Origin of the sequence: Rufibacter aurantiacus, assembly GCF_017916345.1 — a bacterium.
GTDB classification, from domain to species: domain Bacteria; phylum Bacteroidota; class Bacteroidia; order Cytophagales; family Hymenobacteraceae; genus Nibribacter; species Nibribacter roseolus.
Map to the genome: position 1 here is coordinate 26,704 of NZ_JAFMSV010000005.1, position 25,547 is coordinate 52,250.

Below are 25,547 nucleotides of genomic sequence, written 5' to 3' on the forward strand. Positions count from 1 at the left end.
CTTGCTTACAAGCCTGAACTTCTCCTGCAACGACGATTTCCTGGACCAGGTGCCCGACGACCGGTTGACGCTGGAATCTACTTTTAAGAATAGAAACACCGTAGAACAATACTTGGCGAATGTGTACTCCCAGATTCCGGATGATGTAAGCCAAAGAGGGTTAGGCGGGGATGGAAACGTGGGGCCTTGGCTCGCGGCCTCTGACGAGGCAGAGTACGTTTGGGGCTTCGTGGGAAGTAACTCAGTGAACATTGGTGCCTGGGACCCTACCTCAGGATTTGTGAACTCCATTTGGTCAAACTTCTACCGGGGAATCAGAAGAGCAAACGTGTTCATTGAGAACGTGGACCAGTGTACTGACTGCGGCGCTGACGGAGCGCTGGTGAAGCGGTACAAAGCAGAGGCCCGGGCTTTAAGAGGGTTGTACTACTACTATTTGATGCGCTTATATGGTCCGGTAGTTCTGGTGGGCAATGAGTCCATTCCGGTAGACGCTCCCGCTGACCAACTTAAGCTTCCAAGAAACACCTATGATGAATGCGTAGCCTATGTGCTTGCAGAACTCAACGCGGCTGCCGCTGATCTTCCGGCAGTAGCAACAGAACAGAACTACGGCCGCATGACCAGGTCATACGTGCAAGCCATTAAGGCGCAGGTGTTGTTACATGCAGCCAGCCCCTTGTTCAACGGAAATGCAGACTATGCTTCTCTGGTTGGCAAAGACGGAAAACAGCTCATCAACCAACAATATGACGTCAATAAGTGGAAATTAGCCGCTGATGCCGCCAAAGCCTTTATTGATGAATTCGTGCCGGGCACTTTTGACTTGTACCGGAAGAACAATGCGCAAGGTCAGTTTGATCCTTATCTCTCCACCCGTGATGTTTTCCTGGATGAGTGGAACAAGGAAGTCATCTTCGCCAGGGTAGACGCGGGTATTAACCCCAGACAGTATGAAATGACTCCTTTCCATGCCGGGGCGCAGGCAGAAGCAAAAGGGAGTGGCGGTCTAGGGGCCACCCAGCACATTGTGGACGCCTATTTCACGGCAAACGGAAGATCCATTAACGATCCAAAGTCGGGGTATATGGCCACAGGGTTTACCAGCTTCAAGGCGCCCAATGACACAGAGGCCAGACAGGTTTTCAACCAATGGGTAAACAGAGAGCCCCGGTTCTATGTGGGCATCACTTATGACAACAGCTTATGGCTGAACCAGAACACTGGCAACATTGTCACCAGAACCTGGTTCAACGGCAACTCTGGTAAAAACTCAGGGGCCGGAAATGACTACACACCCACCGGGTACATTGTGAGAAAGAACATGAGTCTTGGCGACTGGCGCAACGGAGGCAGGTCCTACGTGATGATGCGGCTGGCCGAAATCTACCTGAACTACGCCGAGGCCCTGAATGAATACAACCCAGGCCATCCTGACATTCTCACTTATGTCAACCTTATCAGAAACCGGGCTGGAATCCCGGAATATGGTTCGGCAGAATTAGAGGCCCCAACTGGTCAGGCTGCGGTAAGAGAAGCCATCTGGAAAGAGCGTAGGGTGGAGCTTGCCTTTGAGAACGTGCGCTACTTTGACGCCAGAAGATGGAAAGTTGCGGAGACAGCCTTCAATGGACCAACCTTCGCTCTGGACATCTCTGCCCCAGATATCAACAACTTCTACAACAAGGTGCCTTTTGAGACCAGGGTGTTCACCAAGCGGCATTATCTGTGGCCCATTCCTCAGAATGAGATGAACATAAATCAGTTACTGGTGCAAAATACGGGTTGGTAAGGGTTGGGCTAAGTTCAGGGAAAGACTTCCTGGACCTGAACTTACCCAACCATCAACTCACTAGGATTCTAAAAGCATCTTTAGATTTTCCATATATCCTTAAAGAACCATATATGAAACAACAACTACAATTTGTGAGGGTGGTCTTTTGTGCGCTGATTTTCTTTAGCGTCATAAACGAAGCCGCCGCACAGGATGATCTTACGGCAAAAGGAGGGGTACTCACGGTATTCAAGGAGAATGACTCTGGGGCTAGTTCCCGGGAGGGTTCTCCCAAAGTGATTGACAATAACCCCGACACCAAATTCCTGTCCCATTTTGAAAACATGCAATGGCTGAGATTCGAGCTCACTGAGCCGGCGGTGGTGGGGACCTATACCCTTGTCTCGGCAGACGATGACCCCAACCGTGATCCCAAAGACTGGAAGTTTGAAGGCTCCAACAATGGGACAACCTGGGTGGAACTTGACGCCCGTACCGGAGAAATGTTCCCTGAGCGGTTTCTCACCCAGACCTATTCTGTGAACAACTCTACGGCCTATAAGTACTACCGCCTGAATATATCCGCCATCAAGGCGAACAACACCTTCCAGTTGGCAGAATGGCGTCTGTTTGAAGCGGCTCCCACCCCTGATATCACCGAAAGAGGAGGCGTGTTGACGGTCTTCAAAGAAAACGATGGAGGCCAGAATGCGGGAGAAGGTTCGCCCAAAGTGATTGACAATGATCCTAACACCAAGTTTTTGTCAAATTTTCCGGGTTCTCAGTGGATCCAACTCCAACTTACTGCTCCGGCCATTGCCGGCACCTACACGTTGGTATCGGCAAATGACGCGCCAGACCGTGACCCGAAGGACTGGAGAATAGAGGGATCAAACAATGGAACCGACTGGACTGTGCTGGATACCCGTACCGGGGAGATGTTCTCTGAACGCTTCCAGACCAAGACGTACACCCTTACCAATTCCACCGCTTATTCTTACTACCGCTTCTTCATTAGTGCCCTCAAGAATGGTGGCACCTTCCAGTTGGCAGAATGGCGGCTCTTTGAAGGGGTTCCTCCGTTGGCTCCGTCTGCGTTAAGTGGCTTTTCAACGGCTGGTGACGAAGTGTATCTTACCTGGACAGACAATGCCGGCACCGAGACCAGCTTTGAACTACAGCGGTCCACTGACGGAACTACGTTTACCAAGGTGGCTGATCTAGCAGCCAACACCACCACTTACTATGACAAAGGCTTAAACCGGGCAACCCGTTATTTCTACCGGGTAAGAGCTGTAGGGGCTTACGGTCCTTCAGGGTTCTCTCCGGTGAAGAATATCACCACCTTGAACTACAGCGGTGCTTTGGTAGACATCACGGATAACGGCGGAACCCTTACCGTTTCCAAGGACAATGACAACAACCCCAATGAGAACTCCCCTAAGCTGATTGACAACAACCTGGAGAGTAAATTCCTGGAAGCGCCCAACAGAACGTTGTGGGTGCAATATGAGTCAACCTCCCCAACTGATATCGTTACCAAATACACCATTGTTTCGGCGAACGATGCCCCGGAGCGTGATCCCAAAGACTGGACCCTGCAAGGATCAAACAACGGAACCGACTGGACAATCCTGGATACCAGAAGAAACCAACGCTTCACCTCCAGGTTTCAGCACAGGGTTTTCTCCTTTGAGAACAACACCGCTTTCAAGTACTACAAGCTAGACATTACGGTGAACAACGGTTCCAGTGATGCCATCCAGATGACGGAGCTGATGATTTGGGGGATCCCGCAGAATGTGCCGGCTGTGCCTGGCAACGTTCGGTTGACCAACATCACCGAGAGTGCCATCACCATCAACTGGAATGATGTGGCAAACGAAAACGGGTATGAAGTGTGGCGCTCTACAGATGGAACTACCTTTTCCAAGTTGAAGGAGGTAGAGGCCGGCGTCACCAATCATACAGATACCAATTTAGGGGTGCTTGCCACGTACTATTACAAAGTGTTGGCAAAAGGAGCAACTTACGCTTCAATCTTTTCCCCGGTGGTGAGTGGTACCACTCTGTATGACGAGAGATTGCCTTTGCCAGCCCAAAACCTGGTGGCAACCACCTTGTCAGAAAACCAGGTGAAATTAGACTGGACAGATCGGGCAGAAAACGAAACAGGGTTCCAGATTGAGCGGTCTACAAATGGTACCTCTTATACTTTGCTCCAAACGCTTGCCGCAAACGTAACCACTTTCACCGACGAAGGACTCAAGTTAGCCACCCGCTATTACTACAGAATCAGGCCTTTCAACGAGTACAGCCAGACCTCAGGAATTAGCGCGCCTTACTCTGCCGTGGCCCAAACCATTACCAACGGCTCTAACCAGGCGCCTTCTATGGCAGCCATTGCGGATCAAAAAAGCTGCAACGTGATAGACGCTTATACCATTCCTTTAGAGGGAATCACCGCAGGGCCTGAAGCTGGACAACAAGTCAACCTGTTGGTTTCCACCAACCGGAGCGCCCTCTTCAGCGATTTATCGGTGAGCACCGTGGAGAACGGTAAAGCCACCCTTACCTACAAACTGGTGAAAGGCCAGACGGGCGATGCTACCGTGACTGTGACCGTGAAAGATGACGGGGGTACCTTGAACGATGGTACAGATACCTTCACCAGAACCTTCAAGATCACTTCTTATGAACTGAACATGAGCGTGGCCGCTGACCGGAATGGAAAAGTACCCAGAGGGGAGACCATCCAGTTGACAGTGACCGGCGAGGAAGGCTACACTTATACCTGGGCCAACGGGCCGGGCATCATCAGCGGTCAGAACAGCAATAAACTGTTGATCAAACCCACCCAGGGGTATGTCTACAAAGTTACCGCCAGCACCGCCGAAGGCTGTACCAAAGAGGCTGAATTCACCGTGCAGGTTGAAGGGGGCGTTGGTTTGCAGGCAAATAACATCCTAACCCCTAATGGTGACGGCAAAAACGATGTATGGGTAATCTGGAACATCAACACCTACCCGGGCAGCAAACTGAAGGTTTTTGACACCGCCGGAAGGGTAGTGTACGAGAAAGAGAACTATGCCAATGACTGGAACGGAACGTACCAGGGCTCCCCGCTGGCACAAGGCGTGTATTACTACGTGATTGACTTAGGTTCCGGTATTTCTCCCGCCAAAGGAGCCCTTACTATTATCCGTGATTAAAAAACAGAAAGCCATATGAAAAAGTTATATAACCTAAAAAAGGGATTGCCTTTCTTTCTTCTTCTCTTCTGCTGCCTGGCGCTGGTAGAGGAAGGTGCGGCTCAGATCAACCCCTTGAGAGCGATTTACTTTCAGAATCAGTACCTGGCTAATCCGGCCATGGCTGGGGTAACCGGAGGGCTTAGGGTAAACCTCCATTACCGCAACCAGTGGGGGAGCATCTCAGATGCTCCCACCACGGAGGCCATCACCGCTGAATACGGCCTTGGAAACAAAGTAGGCTTGGGGGTGAACCTGGGGCAGACCAGTGAAGGATTGATCAAAAGATCCAGGGCCATGGCAACGTATTCCTACCACCTGCCTCTGAACCAGGGCACCCGCCAATTGCATTTCGGGTTATCTGCGGGCGTGGTGAATGAGCAGCTTGACATGGACGAGATGGTGGGTGATGTGGATGACCAAACCGTCGCCCGGTTCAACGACCAGGGGCCCTATGTGGAGGGGGAAGTAGGGGTAGCCTACACCGATTCCAAACTCACGATTCAGGGTTCTTTTCCCAATATCAGGGCTTTTCTGGACAAGAGTCTCAATGAGAACAATACCGTGAACCGCTCTACCTACTTTGCCGCCGCCAGCTATAAAGTTACCCTTGGCTCAGGGGTTGGGGTAGAACCCAAAGTAGTGTATCGGGGAGTGAAAGGATTTGATGACCTCCTGGATGCAGGTGCCAACCTGTCGTTCATGGACAACCAGTTCAATGTGTTTGGGATGTACCACAGCTCAAAGAACGTGACCTTTGGCTTTGGGGCTGATGTGAAAAGAAGACTGGCCCTTACCGGAATGTACACCACCGGCTCATCGGCCTTGAACAGCCTTACCGGCATGAAAGGAAGCTTTGAACTTGGGCTCAGAGCCTCTCTCTGGAACGTGCAATAAAATTGCTATATTGGGTTCTTAAAACGTTTTAGCATTGATTTGTAGAAAACCGCCTCAAAACGCCTGTCTGGCAGGGGTACTGGATGGATAGGATTTCTATCTTGCAGGTAGGTTTTCTACAAATTCTCAAATCGCCGTCTGGCACCATAAAAGCTTCTTATAAATGAAAAAACTCTTCATTTGGATTCTGGCAAGCGTACCGTTCTTCTCTTCCGCTCAGGTCTCTAAAAAAACTGAAGTATCTCCTGTGGATCTGGTGAACCCCCTGATGGGCACCGATTCCAAGCCCGAGCTCTCCAACGGGAATACCTACCCGGCGGTGGCTGTGCCCTGGGGCATGAACCTATGGACCCCGCAGACGGGCACGATGGGCAACGGTTGGGCCTACACCTACGCCGCCGACAAAATCCGGGGCTTCAAGCAGACGCACCAGCCGTCGCCCTGGATGAATGACTACGGCCAGTTCGTGATCATGCCGGTGACCGGAAAGATGAAGTTCGATCAGGACGGACGGGCCAGCTGGTACTCCCACAAATCGGAGACGGCCAAGCCGTACTACTACGGCGTTTACTTAGCGGATCATGACGTGACCGCCGAGCTCACCCCCACCGAGCGCGCCGCCCAGTTCCGCTTCACCTACCCTAAGTCCGACAGCTCTTTCATCGTGATCGATGCGCTGGACAAAGGCTCGTACGTGAAGGTGCTGCCCAAAGAGCGGAAGATTGTGGGGTACACCACCAAGTACGCCCGCGGCCCGCTGAAGGAGTTCAAGAACCACTTCGTCATCTACGTTGACAAACCCATCGTGCTGGCCCGTACCTTCCGCGGCAAGACGCTGACCGGCAGAGATTCCCTGGAGCTGACCTCCAACCATTCGGGGGCGGTGATCGGGTTCAAGACGGCCAAAGGCGAAAAGGTGAACCTGAAAGTGGCTTCTTCTTTCATCAGCCAGGAGCAGGCCGAGCTGAACCTGAGCCGCGAGCTGGCGCAGGACAACTTCGATGCGACCATGGCCAAAGCCCGGGAACGCTGGGAGAAGACCCTGGGCCGTATCAAGGTGGAGGGTGGTACCGAGGAACAGCAACGCACCTTCTACTCCTGCTTGTATCGCACGCTGTTCTTCCCTCACAAGATGTATGAGCTGAACGCCGCGAACAAGGCAGTGCACTACAGCCCCTACACCGGCAAGGTGCACGACGGTTACCGCTTCGCCGGAACCGGTTTCTGGGACACGTTCCGGGCCTTGTATCCTTTCCTGAACCTCATGTACCCCGCCATCAACAAGGAGATGCAGGAGGGCCTGATCAACGACTACAAGGAGGGTGGCTGGCTGCCCGAGTGGTCCAGCCCAGGTTACTCTGACATTATGATCGGCAACAACTCAGCCTCGGTAGTAGCGGATGCCTATATGAAAGGTTTGCGTGGCTATGACATTGAGAAACTCTACGAAGCCTTGGTCCACGGGGCCAATAACGAAGGCCCAATTACCGCCATCGGACGCAAGGGCGTGGAGTATTACAACAAGCTGGGTTACGTGCCCTACGACGTGAACATCAACGAGAACGCCGCCCGCACCCTGGAGTACGCCTACGACGACTTCGCCATTTACCAATTGGCCAAAGCCCTGAAGAGACCTCAAGCCGAGATCGACCTGTACGCCAAGCGCAGCCAGAACTACCGCAACCTTTATGACCCGGCCACCGGACTGATGCGCGGCAAGAACAAGGACGGCAAGTTCCAAGCTCCGTTCAACCCCTTCAAGTGGGGCGACGCCTTCACCGAGGGTAATAGCTGGCACTATTCCTGGAGCGTCTTCCATGACGTGCAGGGCCTCATTGACCTGATGGGCGGCAAGCAGAACTTTGTGAAGAAGCTGGACTCAGTGTTTACCCTACCGCCGGTGTTCGATGACTCTTACTACGGCGGCGTGATCCACGAGATCCGGGAGATGCAGATCGCCAACATGGGGCAGTACGCGCACGGCAACCAGCCCATCCAGCACATGACCTACCTCTACAACTTCGCCGGGGAGCCCTGGAAAACCCAGTATTGGGCACGCGAGACCATGAACCGCATGTACAAGCCCACCCCGGACGGCTACTGCGGTGACGAGGACAATGGCCAGACCTCGGCCTGGTACGTGTTCAGCGCCATGGGCTTCTACCCTGTCTGCCCCGGTACCGACCAGTACGTGCTCGGCGCGCCGCTCTTCCCCAAGATGACCCTGGAGCTGGAGAACGGCAAAAAGGTGGAAATCGAGGCCCCGGCCAACTCTGCGCAGAATCTGTACGTGCAGGACCTGAAACTCAACGGCAAGAAGCACGAGAAGAACTGGTTGGGCCACTTCGAGCTGATGAAAGGCGCCAAGCTGCGCTTCGACATGGCCGACAAACCCAACACCAAACGCGGAACTGAAGAAAGCGCCCTGCCTTTCTCATTCTCTAAACCACAGTACGTGACCCAGGACGGGGAATAGACTGGAAGAGAAGCGTCCCTAGAAAGTAAATCAATCCTCTGGTGAGCGGGGTTCAGTATCCCTGCTCATGAGAGGGTTGATCAGGAAGTCCAAAATTTAGCAGAAGGAAATAGTTTAAGTAAGTCAAAGCACAGGTCTTGGTTAACCTGCGCGGGGCTTTCACCAGGTTCAAAATCATAATTTATGAATCATACAACAGTAGTGGGAATTGATGTAGGAGGTTCGCATATCTCCGCAGCCCTTGTGGATATGGAAACGAGTGCCCTTGTTTCGGGAAGCTACGTGAGGAAGGAAATAAACACCCAGGGCTCGGTAAACGAGATCATAGACAACTGGTGTGAGGTCATACAGCAGGCCCAGAAGTTTGACGGCACTTCCTCTGGTAAAATAGGGATTGCCATGCCGGGGCCTTTTGATTATCCCAACGGCGTTTCCCTCATCAAAGACCAGAACAAATATGACATCCTCTACAAACTCAATGTAAAGGAGTTGCTGGCCGAGAAGCTTCTGATGCAGGCCGAAGACATCCGGTTTCTGAACGATGCCGAGTGCTTTCTGCTGGGCGAGGTGTTCTGCGGCGCCGCCCAAGGGGTGGAGCAGGTGCTGGGCTTGACTTTAGGCACCGGCCTGGGCTCCGCCTGGTGCCACCACGGCAAAGTAGAAGACGCGGATCTCTGGAACTCGCCCTTCAAAGAAGGCATCGCCGAGGATTACCTGTCTACCCGCTGGTTTGTGAATCGGTTCTTTGAACTCACCGGGCAGAAAGTGACCGGAGTAAAAGAACTCGCTGACCTGGCTTCTCAAAATCAAACCGTGCAGACCGTTTTTGATGAGTTTGGACAAAATCTGGCTGATTTCATTAAAACAGCCGTGAAACGCAATGACGCAGTAATGGTGGTGATTGGCGGGAACATTTCCAAAGCCTATCCACTGTTCTCCGGGGAACTTAAAAAACACCTTCAAGACGCGGCTTTGCCCATTCCCATCCGGGTAGCCGAGTTGGGGGAGGAGTCGGCCTTGATTGGGGCGGCCAGTTCCTGGAAAGGCAGCTTCCTGGAGAAAGAGGAAGTTGTGAATGCCATAAGAAAGTAAACCTATTTTATCTCTATTTCTGAAGTATTATGAAACGCTTACTCCTGGGTTCTTTATTTTTCGTGGGTTCGCTAACCGCCGCGCGTGCGCAGGCTGGGCAACCGGGAAAGAACATTGCCCGCATTGACGATTGGACCTACATAGGGGCCTACATAAGCAAGGATTCTGTCACCAAAGGCACTTACACTCTTATTTTCTATAACCGGGACCTGGCTTTCGCGCAGCAGGGCGAACAGATCAAAAAACGGATGATGGATGCCTTCTTTAAAGTGTATCCTCAGGAAGCGGCCCGGTTCAACCCCAACACTACCAGGAAAGTCACCTTCATCATTGACCCGGCTTACCAAGGAGTAGCGGCCGCCAGTGATGGCATTATCCGGTACAACCCGAATTGGATGCTGCAGCACCCCGGCGACATTGACGTAGTTACCCACGAAGTGTTCCATTTGGTGCAGGCCTATCCGCATGATGCGGGCCCAGGCTGGCTCACCGAGGGCATCACGGATTATGTGCGCTACAAATTCGGGGTGGACAATGCCGGGGGAGGGTGGTCATTGACGCCTTTTAAACCGGAGCACCACTACACCAACAGCTACCGTATTACTGGCCGTTTTCTGGCTTGGCTGGAGAAGAACAAGAACCCCAAGATAGTAGACAACCTGGATGGCGCCCTGCGGAAGAAAACTTATACCCCTGAGCTTTGGGTGAAACTGACCGGCAAAACCGTGGATGAACTGTGGCAGCAGTACGCCATGAACCCTGCTTTGTGACCAAAGTGCAACTATCATATGGGCATAGGGCAGTAGACAAATCTTACTTCTTGTCAGGGTAAATGCCAGTTTGCTAAAACGTTTTACAAGCTTACTATACCCTTTTAGTTTAGCTTTTCTGATTTTAGCTTGTTTTCTGTTAAACAGCAGAAAACTGGCCTGGATCAGTTCTTATTTCGCTTACCCTTTCCATTTGTTTTACCCCAAACACAGATGAAACTAAGACCTTTCTTTCTATTCCTTATTTGGCTTTGCAGCACCTCGGTCTACGCCGGTACGCCCAACCTGGTGCAGTATGTGAACACCTTGCAAGGTACCAACTCGTCGTTTGACCTGACCCGCGGCAATACCTACCCAACCACCGCGCTGCCGTTTGCCATGCACACCTGGACTCCCCAAACCGGGCAGAACGGCGACGGCTGGAAGTACCAATACTCCAAAAACACCATCAGAGGATTTCAGCAGGCCCACCAGTGCAGCTCCTGGTCCAATGACTACGCCGTGTTCTCCCTGATGCCGGTCATCGGGAAGCTGGAGGTCCACGAGGACAAAAGAGCCACCAAGTTCAGTCACGCCAATGAGGTTGCCAAACCGCACTACTACAAGGTAAAGCTGGACAACAACATCACCACCGAGATGTCGCCTACGGAGCGCGGAGTACACGCCCGTTTCTCGTTCCCTAAAACCGAAGGTTCCTACATCGTGCTGGATGGCTACACCGGCGCTAGCATGGTGAAGATCATTCCCAAAGAGCGCAAAATCATCGGGTACGTGCACAACGGCCGGGGCCTGAAGGACAACTTCAAAAGCTATTTCGTGGTCGTTTTTGACAAACCGTTCATAAACCAGGGAACCTGGGAAAACAAAGAAGGCAAAATCTCCGCGGGCAATCTGTCCGGAGAAGGGCAGGGCATCGGGGCGTACGTGCAGTTCAAAGACGGCGAAAAAGTGCAGGCGAAAGTGGCTTCCTCGTACATCAGCCCGGAGCAGGCCGAACTTACTTTAAGCAGAGAATTAGGCAAGCACAAGAAACTGGAAGACACCAAAGCCGCCGCTGAGGCGGTTTGGAACAAGCACCTGAGCCGCGTGATGGTAGAAGGCGGCACCGAGGAGGAGAAAGCCACGTTCTATTCCTGCTTCTTCCGGGCCAGTCTGTTTTCGCGCCAGTTTTTTGAATACGACAAAGACGGCAAGCCTTACTATTTCAGCCCGTATGACGGCAAAGTGCACGAAGGCTACATGTACACCGATACTGGTTTCTGGGACACCTTCCGGGCGCAGTTTCCGCTGAACTCTATCCTGCACCCCACCATGCACGGCCGCTACATGGTGGCGCTGCTGGATACCAAGGACCAATGCGGTTGGTTGCCTTCCTGGTCCTTCCCCGGCGAGGCGGGCAGTATGATCGGGAACCACGCCATCTCGCTGCTCACCGATGCCTGGGTGAAAAACATCCGCACGTTTGACCCCAAACGCGCCCTGGACGCCTATTACCACGAAGCCACGAACAAAGGCCCCTGGGGACCGGCCAACGGGCGCGAAGGTTGGAAAGACTACTACACCCTGGGCTACGTTTCCATGCCGCGGCACGGCGAGGCCACTGCGAAAACTCTGGAATACGCCTATGACGATTTCTGCGGCTACCAACTGGCCAAACTCACAGGCAACTCTTTCTATGAGCAGCTCTTCGCCCGGAATATGTACAACTACAAAAACGTGTATGACCCATCTACCGGGTTCATGCGCGGCCGCAAGGAAAACGGCGAGTGGCTCCCCAATTTTGATCCGGTGGAGTGGGGCGGACCGTTCACCGAGGGCAACGCCTGGCACTGGCAGTGGTCGGTGTTCCAGGATATTCAAGGGTTAATCAAACTGATGGGCGGCGAGAAGCGGTTCACGGCCAAATTGGACTCTGTTTTCAGCGTTCCCAACACCGTGAAAGTGGGTTCCTACGGCCGCATGATCCACGAGATGACCGAGATGGTGATGGCCAACATGGGCCAGTACGCGCACGGCAACCAGCCCATTCAGCACATGCCGTACCTCTACAACTATGGCGGCGAGCCCTGGAAATCGCAGGAGAAAGTGCGCATGGTGATGGACCGCCTGTACAACTCCACCGAGAACGGCTACCCCGGCGATGAAGATCAGGGCCAGACGTCTTCCTGGTACGTGCTGAGCGCCCTGGGCATCTACAGCGTGTGCCCCGGCACCGACCAATATGTCATCGGGAGCCCGGTGTTTCAGAAAGCCACTGTCACGCTGGAAAACGGCAAGAAGTTTACCGTGGAGGCCAAAAACAACAGCAAGCAGAACGTGTACATCCAGTCGGCCACGCTCAACGGCAAACCCTATGACCACAACTATATCCGGCATGCCGACATCGTGGCGGGCGGTACCCTGAGCTTCGTGATGGGCGACAAACCAGCCTTGAACCGGGGCATTAAAGCCGAAAACAAGCCTTTCTCATTATCGGCCCCCGGCCAAGGGCAAGAGATAGAGTTAGGGAAGAAGTAGGCTTTGTTTTGGACCTGCATCACGCGGTTAGATAGCTAGGGCAGCCGATTAGGTGATGGTAAAAAATGTGAGTTACCTAAGTATGAACATATGAAAAAAGCTATAGTTCGAATTGTCATATTGTTTTTGCTTTACTCTTGCAAGGAAAAGCCCTTAGATGATCAATATCTAGCAACATGGTATAGTTGGGAAGAATATAAAAACCCTCAAACCAAAGCAGAAATCTATAATCTATTAGCAGCCAAAAGAATTAAGAATAAAATATGTGCTATGAATTCTGTTCTCTTTCGGATCAATAAAAAATTTGAGGGTGAGTATTTGATAGCCTGTAGTGGAATAGTTGGTAACAAGTGGGTGTATTATAGAATCAATCCAGCAGCGAATGAATTCGACGGACCGTTCATGGGGGAAAATATCAAATCCCCGAACAAATAAATTTTAATAAGATTTTAAATCGCCAACATCATCTATGTCGCAACTCCGCCACGCATAGTCTAGTCCGTTTGCCATGTAAATTCAAGAAGATGAAAAAACTACAATATCTCTCTTTGTCAGCGTTGGTGCTGTTGCTAATTGGTTGCGGCAGCGAGAAGGAAGAGGAGGAGGTAACCCCCACCAAACCCACGGAAACGGCTTCCTTTACCGCCGCTGATGTGAATACCGCCTACACTGCGTTTAACACCCATTTTTACAACCCGGAGGCAAAACTGTATTACAGCACTTCGGCTAAGACAGGGTTGGGCGCCATCTGGACGCAGGCCATCTACTGGGACATCGCCATGGATGCCTACAACCGCACCAAAGACGCAAATCAGTTGAAGCTGGTCAATGATATGTACCAGGGCGGCTTTCAGGAGTACGATGGCTACAACTGGAACAACACCCGCGAGTGGTTTATCTATGATGACATGATGTGGTGGATCATCTCCCTGGCCCGGGCGCACCAGATCACCGGCAACCAAGTGTACCTGGATAAATCCAAAGAAGGATTCCAGAACGTTTGGGGTAGATCCTATGACCCCGTGAACGGCGGCATGTTCTGGAATTTCGCCAAAGACGGCAAGAACGCCTGCATCAATTACCCCACGGTCATTGCGGCCATGGAGCTGTACAAGATCACCAAAGACGAGCAGTACCTGGACAAAGCCAAAACCATTTACTCGTGGGCCAGAGCCAACCTGTTCAACAACGGCCGGGTGGCCGATAACATCCACGTGACGCAGGGCAACGTGGGCTGGAGCGATTACACCTACAACCAGGGAACCTGCATCGGGGCGGCCGTAATGCTGTACAAAGCCACTGGCACCGAGTCTTATCTGAATGATGCCAAACTGGCCGCCGATTACACAAAGCAGAAGATGAGCGACGCCAACGGCATTCTTCCCGCCGAGGGCGACTGGAACGAGCAAGGGGTTCTGAAAGCCATCTTCGGGCGCTACATCATGATGCTCATCAAAGACGCGAACCAGCCCCAGTACCTGCCCTGGATTCAGGACAACATCACCCTGGCTTGGAAAAACCGCGATAAAGCACGGGACCTCACTTTCAGAGACTACCGGGTGGCTTGCCCTACCGGTACTATCCAGTCTTATGAGGCCAGCAGCGTGGTAGGCATGATGCAGGTGTGCCCGCCAAAAGAATAGCTTATATTCATTTGAACCGCTTTCAACCGTAACCCCCCATGGTCCTGAAATCAAGAGTCGCTTTCTTTCTGAGTGGTGCCCTTTTGCTGGGAGTCACGAGTCATGCCCAGCTGAAAACCCCCAAACCAGATGGCGAGAAAACCGCTTTCCAGATAGCCGATGCTTGGGCGGCGGATTACGACGTTCGTTCCGATGTGGCCATTGTATACGGCATCAACGATGCGGGCGGAGACTTTGAGGGCCGCGTGAAAAGCTGGCGGGAAAAAGGCTACAAAGTGCATTTCATGACGGGCATCGCCTGGGGCGAGTACCAGGACTATTTCACCGGCAAATATGACGGCAAAACGCACTGGGAAGACGGCCAGGTCATGAAGAACGGCGAGACCATCTGGCACGGCAAAGACGTGCCCTACGTGGTTCCCTCGGCCACTTACCTCACCTACATGAAAGCCCTGGTGAAAAGGGCCATCGATGCGGGCGTGACCGCCGTGCACCTGGAGGAGCCTGAGTTCTGGGCGCGCGCCGGTTATGGGCCTTCTTTCAAAAAAGAGTGGGAAAAACAGTACGGCTTCCCCTGGATGGCCCAGGACGAATCTCCAGAGGCGACTTACCTTTCCTCCAAACTGAAATACCAGCTCTACTTCAACGCTCTGAAAGAGGTGTTTGCCTACGTGCGCTCGTACAGCCAAAGCAAAGGCGTCACCGTCAAATGTTACGTACCCACGCACTCGCTCATCAATTATTCCTCCTGGGCCATTGTGAGCCCCGAGGCCAGCTTGGCGAACCTGGAGGGGATGGACGGCTACATCGCCCAGGTCTGGACCGGCACCTCCCGGGAGCCCATCCACTTCAACGGTGTCCTGAAAGAGCGCGTGTTTGAGAATGCTTTTCTGGAGTACGGCTCCATGGTGTCTATGACCGCGCCCACCGGCCGCAAAATGTTCTTCCTCACCGATCCCATCGAGGACCGTCGCCAAACCTGGGATGACTACAAACGAAACTACGAGGCCACCTTCACCGCGCAACTGCTGTACCCCACGGTGGCGTCCTACGAGGTGATGCCCTGGCCCAAACGCATCTACCTGGGCAAGTTCAAGATGGAAAACAGCAATGAGACTCAGCCCATCCCCAGAACCTACGCCACCCAGATGCAGGTAATGGTGAACTCCCTCAACGACATGCCCTTGTCCTCTAAACAGGTGAACGGCACCAAAGGCATTGACATTCTGCTGGCCAATTCCATGATGTTCCAGCGGTTCCCCACGCACAAAGGATACGAAGATCCGCAGCTTTCCAACTTCTACGGCATGGTGATGCCGCTCCTGAAACAGGGCATACCAGTAGGGACGGTGCACATGGAGAACCTGGGCCTGGACCAAACCCTGAAGAACACCAAAGTGCTCATCATGAGCTACGCCAACATGAAACCCATGTCACCTGTTTCGCACGAGGTTTTGGCAAAATGGGTCAGAAACGGCGGCGTGTTGGTGTACGTAGGCCGTGATCAGGACCCCTTCCAGACGGTTAAAGAATGGTGGAATACGGGTGGCAAAAGCTACAAAGCCCCCTCAGAGCATCTCTTGGAACTACTGGGTATTTCAGAGGCTTCAGGAAAGCAAAACTATGCGGTGGGCAAAGGGAAAGTGTACCTCCTGCGCCGTGATCCCAAAGAACTGGTGCTGCAAGCCAAGCAGGATATGGATTTCATCTCTTTGGTGAAAAACGCCTACGAAACGGATGCTAAAGCGGGGAAGGTTATCACCAAAAACCACTTTCTTCTGCAGCGCGGACCCTATGACATTGCGGCGGTCCTGGACGAGAGTGTGAACAGTACTCCTTTAACAATAGCCGGGCCGGTAGTAGACCTGTTTGATCCTGAGTTGCCGGTGCTCCCGGAGAAAGTTGTGAAGCCGGGCCAGCAAGCTTATCTCTATAACCTGACTCGCCTGAAAAGCAAAAAAGAACCAGCGGTGCTGTGTGCCGCCTCACGGGTGTACGAGGAAAAGAAAGGGAAAACTTCTTATTCCTTCCTGACCAAAAGCCCTTCCAACACCAGAAACGCCATGCGCATGGTGCTACCGGCAGAGCCCAAAACTACCACCCTTACTGATGCCAATGGCCAGAAACTCGCAGACGTGAAAACCGCTTGGCACAAGGAGACCAGCACCTACCTGGTGCAGTTTGAGAATGACAGCCGCGGCATCAGGGTGCAGGTGAATTGGTGATCTCCAGCCCTGTGCTTTCCTTGGATAAAATGCAGAAAACCTTAACTTTAGCATACCTCTATTACCCCTGAAAAGTCCTTTTTAATAAAAAGCTAACAAACCTTTCTTCCACCTAAGTATGAAAAGAATCAGTCTGTTTTTGTTTCTGGTATGGTTGCCCCAACTGGTGCTCAAGGCACAGGACCTTCGGGCACCCGCTTACCCCTTGGTCACGCACAACCCTTATTTCAGTATCTGGTCTTTTGGCGATGATTTATCAAAATCGGCCACAAAACACTGGACTGGCCAGGAGACGCCTCTGATTGGCATGGTGAAGGTAGACGGCGCGGTGTACCGGTTCCTGGGCCAGGAGGCCAAAGTGTACCAATCGGTACTTCCGGCGGCCGACGAGAAAGACTATTCTTTCACCTATACTGAAAACGAGCCCGGCGCCGGCTGGCAGTCAGCCCAGTTCAACGCGTCTGGCTGGAAAACCGGGACAGCGCCTTTCGGGGATGACAAGACCCAGGCCAAAACACCCTGGGAGAGCAGCAATCTCTGGGTGAGAAGAACCTTCTCTTTTTCCGAGGCCGATGCCGGGAAACTGTTCCTCAAACTGAACCATGACGACAACGTGGAAGTCTACCTCAACGGCGAGGAGATCTACCGCCACGTGGGCTGGGTGCATAAGTACGAGTATATTCCCATCAAGCCGGAGGTAGCCAAAAAGCTGAAGAAAGAAGGCAACGTGCTGGCCATCCACGTGGCTAATACCGCCGGCGGCCGCTGGCTGGATGCCGGTTTGGTGCGCGAGGAAACCACCAAGGAGTACGCCAAGGTGATTCCGGCCGTGCAGAAAAGCGTGCAACTGAACGCCACCCAAACCATCTACCAATTCACCTGCGGCAAAGTGGACGTGACCGCCACCTTCACCTCACCGCTCTTGATGAACAACCTGGATGTGCTGGCCCGGCCGGTGTCTTACGTGTCCATGAAAGTGAAGTCAAATGACAAGGTGGCCCACAACGTGCAGCTGTATTTGGGCGCTTCCTCAGACATCGCGGTGAACACGCCAGATCAGGAAGTGACCACCCAGGAGTATACCGCCGAGAAACTATCCATCCTGAAAGCCGGCACCAAGGCCCAGCCCATGCTACAGAAGAAAGGCGATGATGTGCGCATAGACTGGGGATACGTGTACGTGGCGGTTCCCGCTTCGGCGAAATCCAACCAGTACGTGAGCTCAGTAGGAAAAGCGGTAGCGCCTTTTCTATCCGCCACAACCCCGGCGGTGCAGAACACTGAGCAGGGCAGAAGTCTGATGCTAAGTACCATCGTGCCTTTGGGCAAAGTAGGTACTGAGGCCAAAGAGCAGGTTTTTCTTTTAGGATATGATGAGGTGTACGCCGTCCAGTACTTCAAGCAGAACCTGCGCCCTTGGTGGAAAGAAAGTGAAGCCGCCACCATTGAAAAAGAAATGGCCCAGGCTTCCGCCGATTACGCCAAGACCATCAAGCAGTGCGAGGCTTTTGACAAGCAGCTGTACCAAGACGCCCAGAAATCCGGCGGAAAAGAGTACGCCGATCTTTGTGAGTTGGCTTACCGCCAAGCCATCGCGGCCCACATTCTGGTGAAAAGTCCGCAAGGCGAAATTCTGTTCCTGTCCAAGGAGAACTTCAGCAACGGCTCCATCAACACCGTGGATGTGACCTATCCTTCGGCGCCGCTGTTTCTCGTTTATAACCCAGATTTATTAAAAGGCATGTTAAACGGCATCTTCTACTACAGCGAGAGCGGTCAGTGGAAAAAGCCTTTCCCGGCGCATGACCTGGGCACGTACCCCATCGCCAACGGCCAGACCTACGGTGAGGACATGCCGGTGGAGGAAGCAGGTAACATGCTCATCCTGACGGCAGCTATCGCGAAGGCGGAAGGTAACGCTGAGTACGCCCGCAAGCACTGGGAAACCCTCACCATCTGGGCCGAGTTCCTCAAGAAAAGTGGTTTTGATCCCGAGAACCAACTATCCACCGATGACTTTGCCGGTCACCTGGCTCGCAACGCGAATTTGTCGGTGAAAGCGATTGAAGCCCTGGGGGCCTACGGCATGTTGGCTCAAATGCTGGGCAAGGCCGAGGTGGCCAAGCAGTACACCAACGACGCCAAGGAGATGGCCCAGAAGTGGATGCAACTGGCCGGCGACGGCGACCACTTTACCCTTGCTTTCGAGAACAAAGGCACCTGGAGCCAGAAGTACAACCTGGCCTGGGACGATATCCTGGATTTGAACATCTTCCCTAAAACTGTGCGTGAAACGGAAGTGAAGTACTACCTCACCAAACAACAGCCTTTCGGGCTGCCGCTGGACAGCCGCAAGACCTACACCAAATCTGACTGGATCATCTGGACCGCCACCCTTTCAGATAACCCCAAAGACTTCAAAGCCATCATCACACCTGTCTGGAAATACGCAAACGAAACCCCTTCCCGGGTGCCTATCAGTGACTGGCACGAGACCGTGAATGGAAGAATGACCGGGTTCCAGGCCCGCTCCGTGGTAGGCGGTTATTTTATGAAAATGCTGGAGGATAAACTAAACAAACAGCCCCTGCAGAGCGCCAACACTAAATAAAAATCAGCCAGGCCAACCAGCGAAACAGACCGATACTTTGTCTATTTTGTGGCGCCTTTGATTCCTCATCCGGGCTGCCTTCAGGAAGACTGAAGGCAGCCTTTCTAAATTCATCCTTTCGTCTATGCCTTTAAAAACAACCCTTAAAAAAGTCATTCTCGGTAGCTTGCTATCCGGCGTGGTTTTGCCTGCTTTTTCCCAAAACGTAACCAAAACGACTCCAAAGAAAGCAGCCAAAGTCACAGAGAAAACTACCTCGGGCAATCCGGTTTTCCCCGGCTGGTACGCCGATCCGGAGGGCGCCATCTTCGGGAAAAAGTACTGGATCTATCCCACCTTTTCGGCAGTCTATGAAAAGCAGGTGTTTTTTGATGCCTTCTCCTCGCCAGATCTGGTGAACTGGACCAAACACCCCCGTATCCTGGATACCACGGCGGTGAAATGGGCGAAGAAAGCCATTTGGGCCCCGGCCATTGTGGAGAAGAAGGGCAAGTACTTTCTGTTCTTCGGGGCTAATGATATTCAGAGTGATAATGAAATAGGGGGTATCGGGGTGGCGGTGGCCAACAAACCGGAAGGCCCTTTCAAAGATTATCTTGGGAAACCGCTGATAGACAAATTCCATAACGGCGCGCAGCCTATTGACCAGTTCGTGTTCAAAGACAAAGACGGCCAGTACTACATGATTTACGGTGGCTGGCGGCACTGCAACATCGCCAAACTGAAAGACGATTTCACCGGCTTCACACCTTTTGAGGATGGAACTACCTTCAAGGAAATTACTCCCGAAGGCTACGTGGAAGGTCCGTTCATGTTTGAGAAAGGCGGCAAGTATTACTTCATGTGGTCTGAGGGCGGCTGGGGCGGCCCCGATTACCGGGTAGCCTACGCCATCGCTGATTCTCCCATGGGACCTTTTAAGCGCATCAGCACTATCCTGGCGCAGGACCCGCAGGTTGCCACCAGCGCCGGGCACCACTCCGTGATGCATGATCCCAAGTCAGATGACTGGTACATTGTCTACCACCGCAGACCCTTAGGCGATACAGGTAGGGACCACCGCGTGACCTGCATTGACCGCATGACCTTTGACGAGAAAGGCCTTATCCAGCCGGTGAAAATCACGCAGGAAGGCGTAGCGAAGCAGAAAATCAAATAAGCTAGTCCTACTCAGGAGAAAGCTTTTCACCACGATATCAAAAAAGATCAACCTACATGAACAGGAGAACCTTTATTCAAAGCTCAGCCTTTTTAAGCGCCGGCGCCGTGATTGTCCCCATGTCTTTATTTGCCTCGCCGGCTGATTTTCCGGTGGTGCGGGTGCCGGCGGCCAAGCGTAATTTCCAGAGTAAATCGGTGGAGGCGGCCATCAAGGAGTTCCGGAAGAACGTAAAAGACAAAGAACTGGGCTGGCTGTTTGAGAACTGTTTCCCCAGCACCCTGGATACCACCGTCACCCATAAAAACGTCAACGGCAAGCCCGATACCTACGTCATCACCGGCGACATTGACGCCATGTGGATGCGCGACAGCTCGGCCCAGGTGTGGCCCTACCTCCAGTTCCTGAAGAAGGACGAGCCGCTTCGGCAACTCGTGGCGGGCGTGATCAACCGGCAGACCACGTACATCCTCAAAGACCCGTATGCCAACGCGTTTTACGGCGATGAAAACAAAGTAGGGGAGTGGAAGACGGACCTGACCAACATGAAACCCGGCGTGCACGAGCGCAAGTGGGAGATCGATTCTTTGTGTTACCCCATCCGGCTGGCCTACCATTACTGGAAAGAGACCGGTGACACCAAGCCCTTTGATGCGCAGTGGCAGCAGGCCATTCAGGCCATTTACAAAACCTTTAGGGAGCAGCAGCGCAAAGAAAACCTGGGCCCTTATAAATTCCAGCGCGTCACGCATGCCCCCACCGATACCCTGCCCATGGCCGGCTACGGTTTCCCGGTGAAACCTGTGGGACTCATCTGCTCCGCATTTAGGCCCAGCGATGATGCCACTATCTACTCCTTCCTGATTCCCTCCAACTTCTTCGCGGTGGTGAGCCTTAGACAGGCCGCCGAGATGCTGAATGCCATCGCCAAAGACAAGAATACCGCAGATACTCTGTTGGCCCTGGCTTCTGAGGTGGAGAAAGCCTTGCAAACCCACGCAGTAATGGACCATCCGCAGCACGGTAGAATCTACGCCTTTGAGGTAGACGGTTTCGGGAATTACTATTTCATGGACGATGCCAACGTGCCTAGCCTGCTGTCTTTGCCGTACCTGGGGGCAGTTTCCGTTTCTGACCCGGTTTACCAAAACACCCGCAAATACATCCTGTCTGAGAACAACCCGTTCTTCTTCAAAGGCACTGCCGCCGAAGGCATTGGTGGTCCGCACGTGGGGCAGGACATGATCTGGCCCATGGCCATCACCATGCGCGGCCTCACCTCCACCGATGCCCAGGAAGTGAAAACCTGTATTGAGATGCTGAAAAGCACGCACGCCGGAACGGGGTTCATGCACGAGAGTTTCCATAAGGATGACCCTAAAAAGTTCAGCCGCTCCTGGTTTGCCTGGGCCAACACCCTCTTCGGGGAGTTCCTCTGGAAAACCTACCAGGAGAATCCTAAGCTGCTGGCGTAATCTTCAAGGAAGAAACTAGCGGAAAGGCCTGCAATGAAAGCGCCCCTGGTTTCGGGCACGTTTTATAGAAACGTGCCCGAAACCAGGGGCGCTTACTCTTAAAAAGGGAAAGACAGGTTTAGCCTGTCGGCCTGGGACTGCCCAGATCAGGAGCCTTTCTTCTCCACCTGCGGATATTGGATGCCCAGCTGCTCCAGGTAAGTCTTGTACTTCTTGGGATTGTAGTAAAACTTCTTCAGCTGGGGTCGGTAAGTGTCCTGGATGTTTTTGTTCAGGTGAGTGGCTGGTACGGTATTAGCCTCCACAAAGGGTGTGTATTTCACCTCCTTGGTCTGGACGTTGCGGTGATAGTCCCAGGCATCGGAGATGATCCTGGGGTTGGTGAGCATGTCCAGCAGGGTAGTGGCTACGACTTTGCTGCCGGCCACCACGCCCTTATGCGCAATGGGGGTAGCCATGGCGATAGCATCGGCCCAATTGTGGCCCGGGGTGCCGGGGATGTTGGATGGGTAGCGCAGCACCACGGTGGGAACGTTCCAGGCAATATCGGCGATGTCATCGCTGCCGCCGCCCCAGGAGGTTTTATCCGGTCCGTACAGGGAATCAACTTTGGTGGCTAAACCATCTATGGGTTGGCCGCGAAGGTTTGTTTTGGGGGCTTTCACAAGTTTCTGCACCGCCCGGGCCAGCTGTTGGTCGGCCGCATCCCAGGTGGGGAGCCCTATGGTTTGGATATTGGTGTAGACTGCCTCGGCGATGGGTTTGTTGAAATGCCCAGGCCAGGCCGTGCCCAGCAGCCTGTGCGTGACTTTGGTGCCGGTCATGGTGGCTACGGAGTTGGCGTACAGTAAGGCCTCGTCATACATGCCTTTGATGTCTTCGTAGGTTCTTTCCCGCAGGTAATACCAGACGCTGGCTTTGGAGGGCACCACGTTGGGTTGGTCGCCGCCGTCGGTGATCACGTAGTGGGAGCGTTGGGTAGGCTTGAGGTGTTCTCGCTTGAAGTTCCAGGCAATATCCATCAGTTCCACGGCATCCAGGGCGCTCTTGCCCCGCCACGGTGACCCGGCCGCGTGCGCCGAGCTGCCCTCAAAGGTAAACTCCACCGAGACCAATCCGTTGTTCCCCGCATCTCCCCAGGAAACGCCCATGTTGTTGCCCACGTGGGTGAAAATGCAGGCGTCTACGTTCTTGAAATAGCCGTCGCGGATGTACCAGGCTTTGGAACCCACCAGCTCCTCGGCCACGCCCGGCCACAGTACCAGGGTACCGGCCATCTTCTCGCGCTCCATGATTTTTTTCACTTCAATAGCCGACAAGATCACCAGGGGCAAGCCCGAGTTATGGCCTTCTCCGTGACCGGGTGCGCCTTCCACAATGGGTTCTTTGTAGGCTACCCCTGGTTTTTGGGAAGCCTTCGGGATACCGTCAATGTCACTGCCCAGCGCGATCACGGGTTTACCGTTGCCCCAGCGGGCCATCCAGGCGGTAGGGATTCCCCCAATGCCGTATTCTATGGTGAACCCGTTCTTTTTGAGGATGCCCGTTAGATAGGCTGAGGACTCGGTTTCCTGGTATCCCAGTTCCGAGAAGCTGAACACCATGTCCACCATTTCCTGGGCGTTTTTTGCTTTCTTGTCCAGGGCCTGGACTACTTCCTTTTTCCATTTCTCCACTTCTGGTGCAGAAGCTGCCGCATTCTGCTGCGCCTTTAGCTGGGAAGTAACAATCAAAAAGAATAAGAACAGGGTGGTTTTCAGCTGGTGCATAGGTCAGGTTTGGTTTCCTTAAATGTACTGAAATTAAGGAGTTGGGAGAAGCCTTGCCAAAACGTTTCTTACTCAGCGTTGAACCTGGAAAGCATTGGAGCTTTTGACTCACTTGATGGAAAGTGTTTGTACAAGAAAGAGCCTTTGATAAAGAAAAATGCTAAGGAACTGTATAGCCTTCCCAGTGTCTGAATACCCCAAAATCGAACTCGACCAAATCTCATGAAATATTGGCATTACCAAGGACCAACTGATCACTTGCAGGAACTTCTTTCTGCAGACTGGTGAAAACAAGCAAAAAGAAGTAAAAACAGTGTGGCAGAAGATTGCGCAGTATTTCCAGTAATTAGTAGTTTCACGTTTACAGGCTGTTTTTCAGAAAAGAGGGGAAAAACTGTCATCTTTAAGTAGTCCCGGGTGCTCGGGTATAAACCAAGTTTGCCACAGCAAAGGATACACGATAGGCATCAGCCTATGGCTTAGGCCATGTTACACCTGATCAGTAGCTAAGACGAGGACTATCTTGCCCAAGTATCATGCAAAGCAACTACTTAGAAAGCGTAAGAAAGCAGTTTGAGTATTACAAAATGCTGGGAGACAAAACCTTTCCGCAGGTACCTGACGAGAAGATGTTCTGGCAGTTCAATGAGGACAGTAACAGCATCGGCACTATTGTCAAGCACCTTTGGGGAAACATGCTGTCCCGCTGGACCGATTTCCTGACCTCAGACGGAGAAAAGGAATGGCGCAACCGTGACGCTGAATTTGAGAATGATCTTCATACCAGGGCTGAAGTTTTAGCCAAATGGGAAGAAGGCTGGGCCTGCCTGTTCAACACGCTTAATTCTTTAAGCGCCGATGACCTAGACACCATCATCTACATCAGAAATCAGGGACATACGGTAATGGAGGCAATTAACCGGCAGCTCGCGCATTACCCGTACCATGTGGGGCAGATTGTGTTCCTGGGGAAAATGCTCTCTGAGAACGGCTGGGCTTCTTTGTCCATCCCTAAAGGAAATTCGCAGATGTATAACCAGGAAAAGTTTTCAAAGCCCAGGCAGAAAGAGCACTTCACAGACGAATTCTTAAAAGGCAGCCAAGAACAGGCCCGCTGAATGAATCCAGGGTGTAAGGTGCTTTAGGGTTGAGGACTTTAGATAAGACAACAACCCAAAGCTTTACCAACGATATTGAATTAGTTACAATACAAAATAGAACCATGGAACAAACTAAGATCACGGTTGAAGCAACCGTTTTAGCAAGCACAGACAAAGTTTGGGACTTCTATACCCAGCCTGAACACATCACCAACTGGAACTTCGCCAGCGATGACTGGCAATGCCCGGCCGCGGAAAACGATCTTCAAGTGGGCGGCAAGTATTCCGCCAGAATGGAAGCCAAGGACGGTAGCTTCGGGTTTGACTTTGAGGGCGTGTACGACGAAGTCATTCCCCAAAAACGACTCACCTTCACCATGCCCAATGGTAGACAGTCTACTACTGAGTTTGAAGACCTGGGCGGGACCACCAAGGTAACCACCACCTTTGACGCCGAGGGCGAGCATGATACAGAGATGCAAAGAGCCGGCTGGCAAGCCATCTTGAACAACTTCAAAAAGTATGTAGAGGCTAACTGATCTACCGCATTAAAGAATTGAACCTGGGCTCTGCGACTTTGTCAATGGAGTAAATAGCACTTCTATTAAAAGTTGGTTTGCGGAAAATGGGCTCGAAACAGAATTACTTTTCAAAAGCCAAACAGGGCCCAAAGCGTAAAACCTTCGGGGCCTGTTTGGCTTTTGGCATTATTTCTTAGCAATCCCCAGCCCAGCATGGCGCAGGACTGAAAACATTAGGCAAAGGCCTGCTTTTAACTGATCAACCGC

The 25,547-nt window shown here is 52.6% G+C and carries 16 protein-coding genes; 15 read left to right on the plus strand and 1 reads right to left on the minus strand.

Annotation, left to right across the window (positions count from 1 at the left end; translation table 11 throughout):
- Position 1 precedes the first annotated feature (1 nt).
- From J3P34_RS19220 to J3P34_RS19280, 13 genes are all read left to right on the plus strand, one after another.
- Positions 2-1,792, plus strand: coding sequence for a RagB/SusD family nutrient uptake outer membrane protein (locus tag J3P34_RS19220; protein ID WP_210490257.1), 1,791 nt, complete (start codon positions 2-4; stop codon positions 1,790-1,792).
- Positions 1,793-1,905: 113 nt separating this feature from the next.
- Positions 1,906-4,986 carry a discoidin domain-containing protein gene (locus tag J3P34_RS19225; protein WP_210490259.1) on the plus strand — a complete coding sequence of 1,027 codons (3,081 nt, stop codon included), beginning with the start codon at positions 1,906-1,908 and terminating at the stop codon, positions 4,984-4,986.
- Positions 4,987-5,001: 15 nt separating this feature from the next.
- A complete protein-coding gene (locus tag J3P34_RS19230) occupies positions 5,002-5,922 on the plus strand; it encodes a PorP/SprF family type IX secretion system membrane protein (RefSeq protein ID WP_210490260.1) in 921 nt (306 codons plus the stop codon).
- Positions 5,923-6,085: 163 nt separating this feature from the next.
- On the plus strand, positions 6,086-8,398 hold the full coding sequence (locus J3P34_RS19235; RefSeq protein ID WP_210490261.1) for a GH92 family glycosyl hydrolase: 2,313 nt from the start codon (positions 6,086-6,088) through the stop codon (positions 8,396-8,398).
- A gap of 183 nt (positions 8,399-8,581) precedes the next feature.
- On the plus strand, positions 8,582-9,490 hold the full coding sequence (locus tag J3P34_RS19240) for an ROK family protein (protein WP_210490262.1): 909 nt from the start codon (positions 8,582-8,584) through the stop codon (positions 9,488-9,490).
- A 29-nt stretch (positions 9,491-9,519) separates the two neighbouring features.
- The gene (locus J3P34_RS19245) at positions 9,520-10,260 is read left to right on the plus strand and encodes a basic secretory protein-like protein (protein ID WP_210490263.1); all 741 of its coding nucleotides are present in this window, start codon (positions 9,520-9,522) and stop codon (positions 10,258-10,260) included.
- Between the two features lie 213 nt (positions 10,261-10,473).
- The gene (locus tag J3P34_RS19250; RefSeq protein WP_210490264.1) at positions 10,474-12,777 is read left to right on the plus strand and encodes a GH92 family glycosyl hydrolase; all 2,304 of its coding nucleotides are present in this window, start codon (positions 10,474-10,476) and stop codon (positions 12,775-12,777) included.
- Between the two features lie 90 nt (positions 12,778-12,867).
- Positions 12,868-13,212: a hypothetical protein gene (locus tag J3P34_RS19255; protein WP_210490265.1), complete on the plus strand. Its 345-nt coding sequence runs from the start codon at positions 12,868-12,870 to the stop codon at positions 13,210-13,212.
- A gap of 89 nt (positions 13,213-13,301) precedes the next feature.
- Entirely contained in the window at positions 13,302-14,420 is a 1,119-nt protein-coding gene (locus tag J3P34_RS19260) for a glycoside hydrolase family 76 protein (RefSeq protein WP_210490266.1), read from the plus strand.
- Between the two features lie 38 nt (positions 14,421-14,458).
- Positions 14,459-16,645, plus strand: coding sequence for a hypothetical protein (locus J3P34_RS19265; RefSeq protein ID WP_210490267.1), 2,187 nt, complete (start codon positions 14,459-14,461; stop codon positions 16,643-16,645).
- Positions 16,646-16,763: 118 nt separating this feature from the next.
- Entirely contained in the window at positions 16,764-19,256 is a 2,493-nt protein-coding gene (locus J3P34_RS19270) for a glutaminase family protein (RefSeq protein ID WP_210490269.1), read from the plus strand.
- A gap of 124 nt (positions 19,257-19,380) precedes the next feature.
- A complete protein-coding gene (locus J3P34_RS19275; protein WP_210490270.1) occupies positions 19,381-20,415 on the plus strand; it encodes a glycoside hydrolase family 43 protein in 1,035 nt (344 codons plus the stop codon).
- Positions 20,416-20,471: 56 nt separating this feature from the next.
- On the plus strand, positions 20,472-21,890 hold the full coding sequence (locus tag J3P34_RS19280; protein ID WP_210490271.1) for a glycoside hydrolase family 125 protein: 1,419 nt from the start codon (positions 20,472-20,474) through the stop codon (positions 21,888-21,890).
- Positions 21,891-22,036: 146 nt separating this feature from the next.
- On the opposite strand, the gene J3P34_RS19285 is transcribed toward J3P34_RS19280, so the two are convergent.
- A complete protein-coding gene (locus tag J3P34_RS19285; RefSeq protein WP_210490272.1) occupies positions 22,037-23,659 on the minus strand; it encodes an amidohydrolase in 1,623 nt (540 codons plus the stop codon).
- A 536-nt stretch (positions 23,660-24,195) separates the two neighbouring features.
- On the opposite strand from J3P34_RS19285, the gene J3P34_RS19290 reads away from it, so the two are divergent.
- Positions 24,196-24,777, plus strand: coding sequence for a DUF1572 domain-containing protein (locus tag J3P34_RS19290; RefSeq protein WP_210490273.1), 582 nt, complete (start codon positions 24,196-24,198; stop codon positions 24,775-24,777).
- Positions 24,778-24,881: 104 nt separating this feature from the next.
- Positions 24,882-25,298, plus strand: coding sequence for an SRPBCC family protein (locus J3P34_RS19295; protein ID WP_210490274.1), 417 nt, complete (start codon positions 24,882-24,884; stop codon positions 25,296-25,298).
- The last annotated feature ends 249 nt before the right edge of the window (positions 25,299-25,547 follow it).

What these genes read in the sequence shown, in the direction of transcription:
- J3P34_RS19225 (WP_210490259.1), top strand. Translation starts at nt 1,906, where the DNA reads ATGAAACAACAACTACAATTTGTGAGGGTGGTCTTTTGTGCGCTGATT.
- J3P34_RS19230 (WP_210490260.1), top strand. Translation starts at nt 5,002, where the DNA reads ATGAAAAAGTTATATAACCTAAAAAAGGGATTGCCTTTCTTTCTTCTT.
- J3P34_RS19235 (WP_210490261.1), top strand. Translation starts at nt 6,086, where the DNA reads ATGAAAAAACTCTTCATTTGGATTCTGGCAAGCGTACCGTTCTTCTCT.
- J3P34_RS19240 (WP_210490262.1), top strand. Translation starts at nt 8,582, where the DNA reads ATGAATCATACAACAGTAGTGGGAATTGATGTAGGAGGTTCGCATATC.
- J3P34_RS19245 (WP_210490263.1), top strand. Translation starts at nt 9,520, where the DNA reads ATGAAACGCTTACTCCTGGGTTCTTTATTTTTCGTGGGTTCGCTAACC.
- J3P34_RS19250 (WP_210490264.1), top strand. Translation starts at nt 10,474, where the DNA reads ATGAAACTAAGACCTTTCTTTCTATTCCTTATTTGGCTTTGCAGCACC.
- J3P34_RS19255 (WP_210490265.1), top strand. Translation starts at nt 12,868, where the DNA reads ATGAAAAAAGCTATAGTTCGAATTGTCATATTGTTTTTGCTTTACTCT.
- J3P34_RS19260 (WP_210490266.1), top strand. Translation starts at nt 13,302, where the DNA reads ATGAAAAAACTACAATATCTCTCTTTGTCAGCGTTGGTGCTGTTGCTA.
- J3P34_RS19265 (WP_210490267.1), top strand. Translation starts at nt 14,459, where the DNA reads ATGGTCCTGAAATCAAGAGTCGCTTTCTTTCTGAGTGGTGCCCTTTTG.
- J3P34_RS19270 (WP_210490269.1), top strand. Translation starts at nt 16,764, where the DNA reads ATGAAAAGAATCAGTCTGTTTTTGTTTCTGGTATGGTTGCCCCAACTG.
- J3P34_RS19275 (WP_210490270.1), top strand. Translation starts at nt 19,381, where the DNA reads ATGCCTTTAAAAACAACCCTTAAAAAAGTCATTCTCGGTAGCTTGCTA.
- J3P34_RS19280 (WP_210490271.1), top strand. Translation starts at nt 20,472, where the DNA reads ATGAACAGGAGAACCTTTATTCAAAGCTCAGCCTTTTTAAGCGCCGGC.
- J3P34_RS19285 (WP_210490272.1), bottom strand. Translation starts at nt 23,659, where the DNA reads ATGCACCAGCTGAAAACCACCCTGTTCTTATTCTTTTTGATTGTTACT.
- J3P34_RS19290 (WP_210490273.1), top strand. Translation starts at nt 24,196, where the DNA reads ATGCAAAGCAACTACTTAGAAAGCGTAAGAAAGCAGTTTGAGTATTAC.
- J3P34_RS19295 (WP_210490274.1), top strand. Translation starts at nt 24,882, where the DNA reads ATGGAACAAACTAAGATCACGGTTGAAGCAACCGTTTTAGCAAGCACA.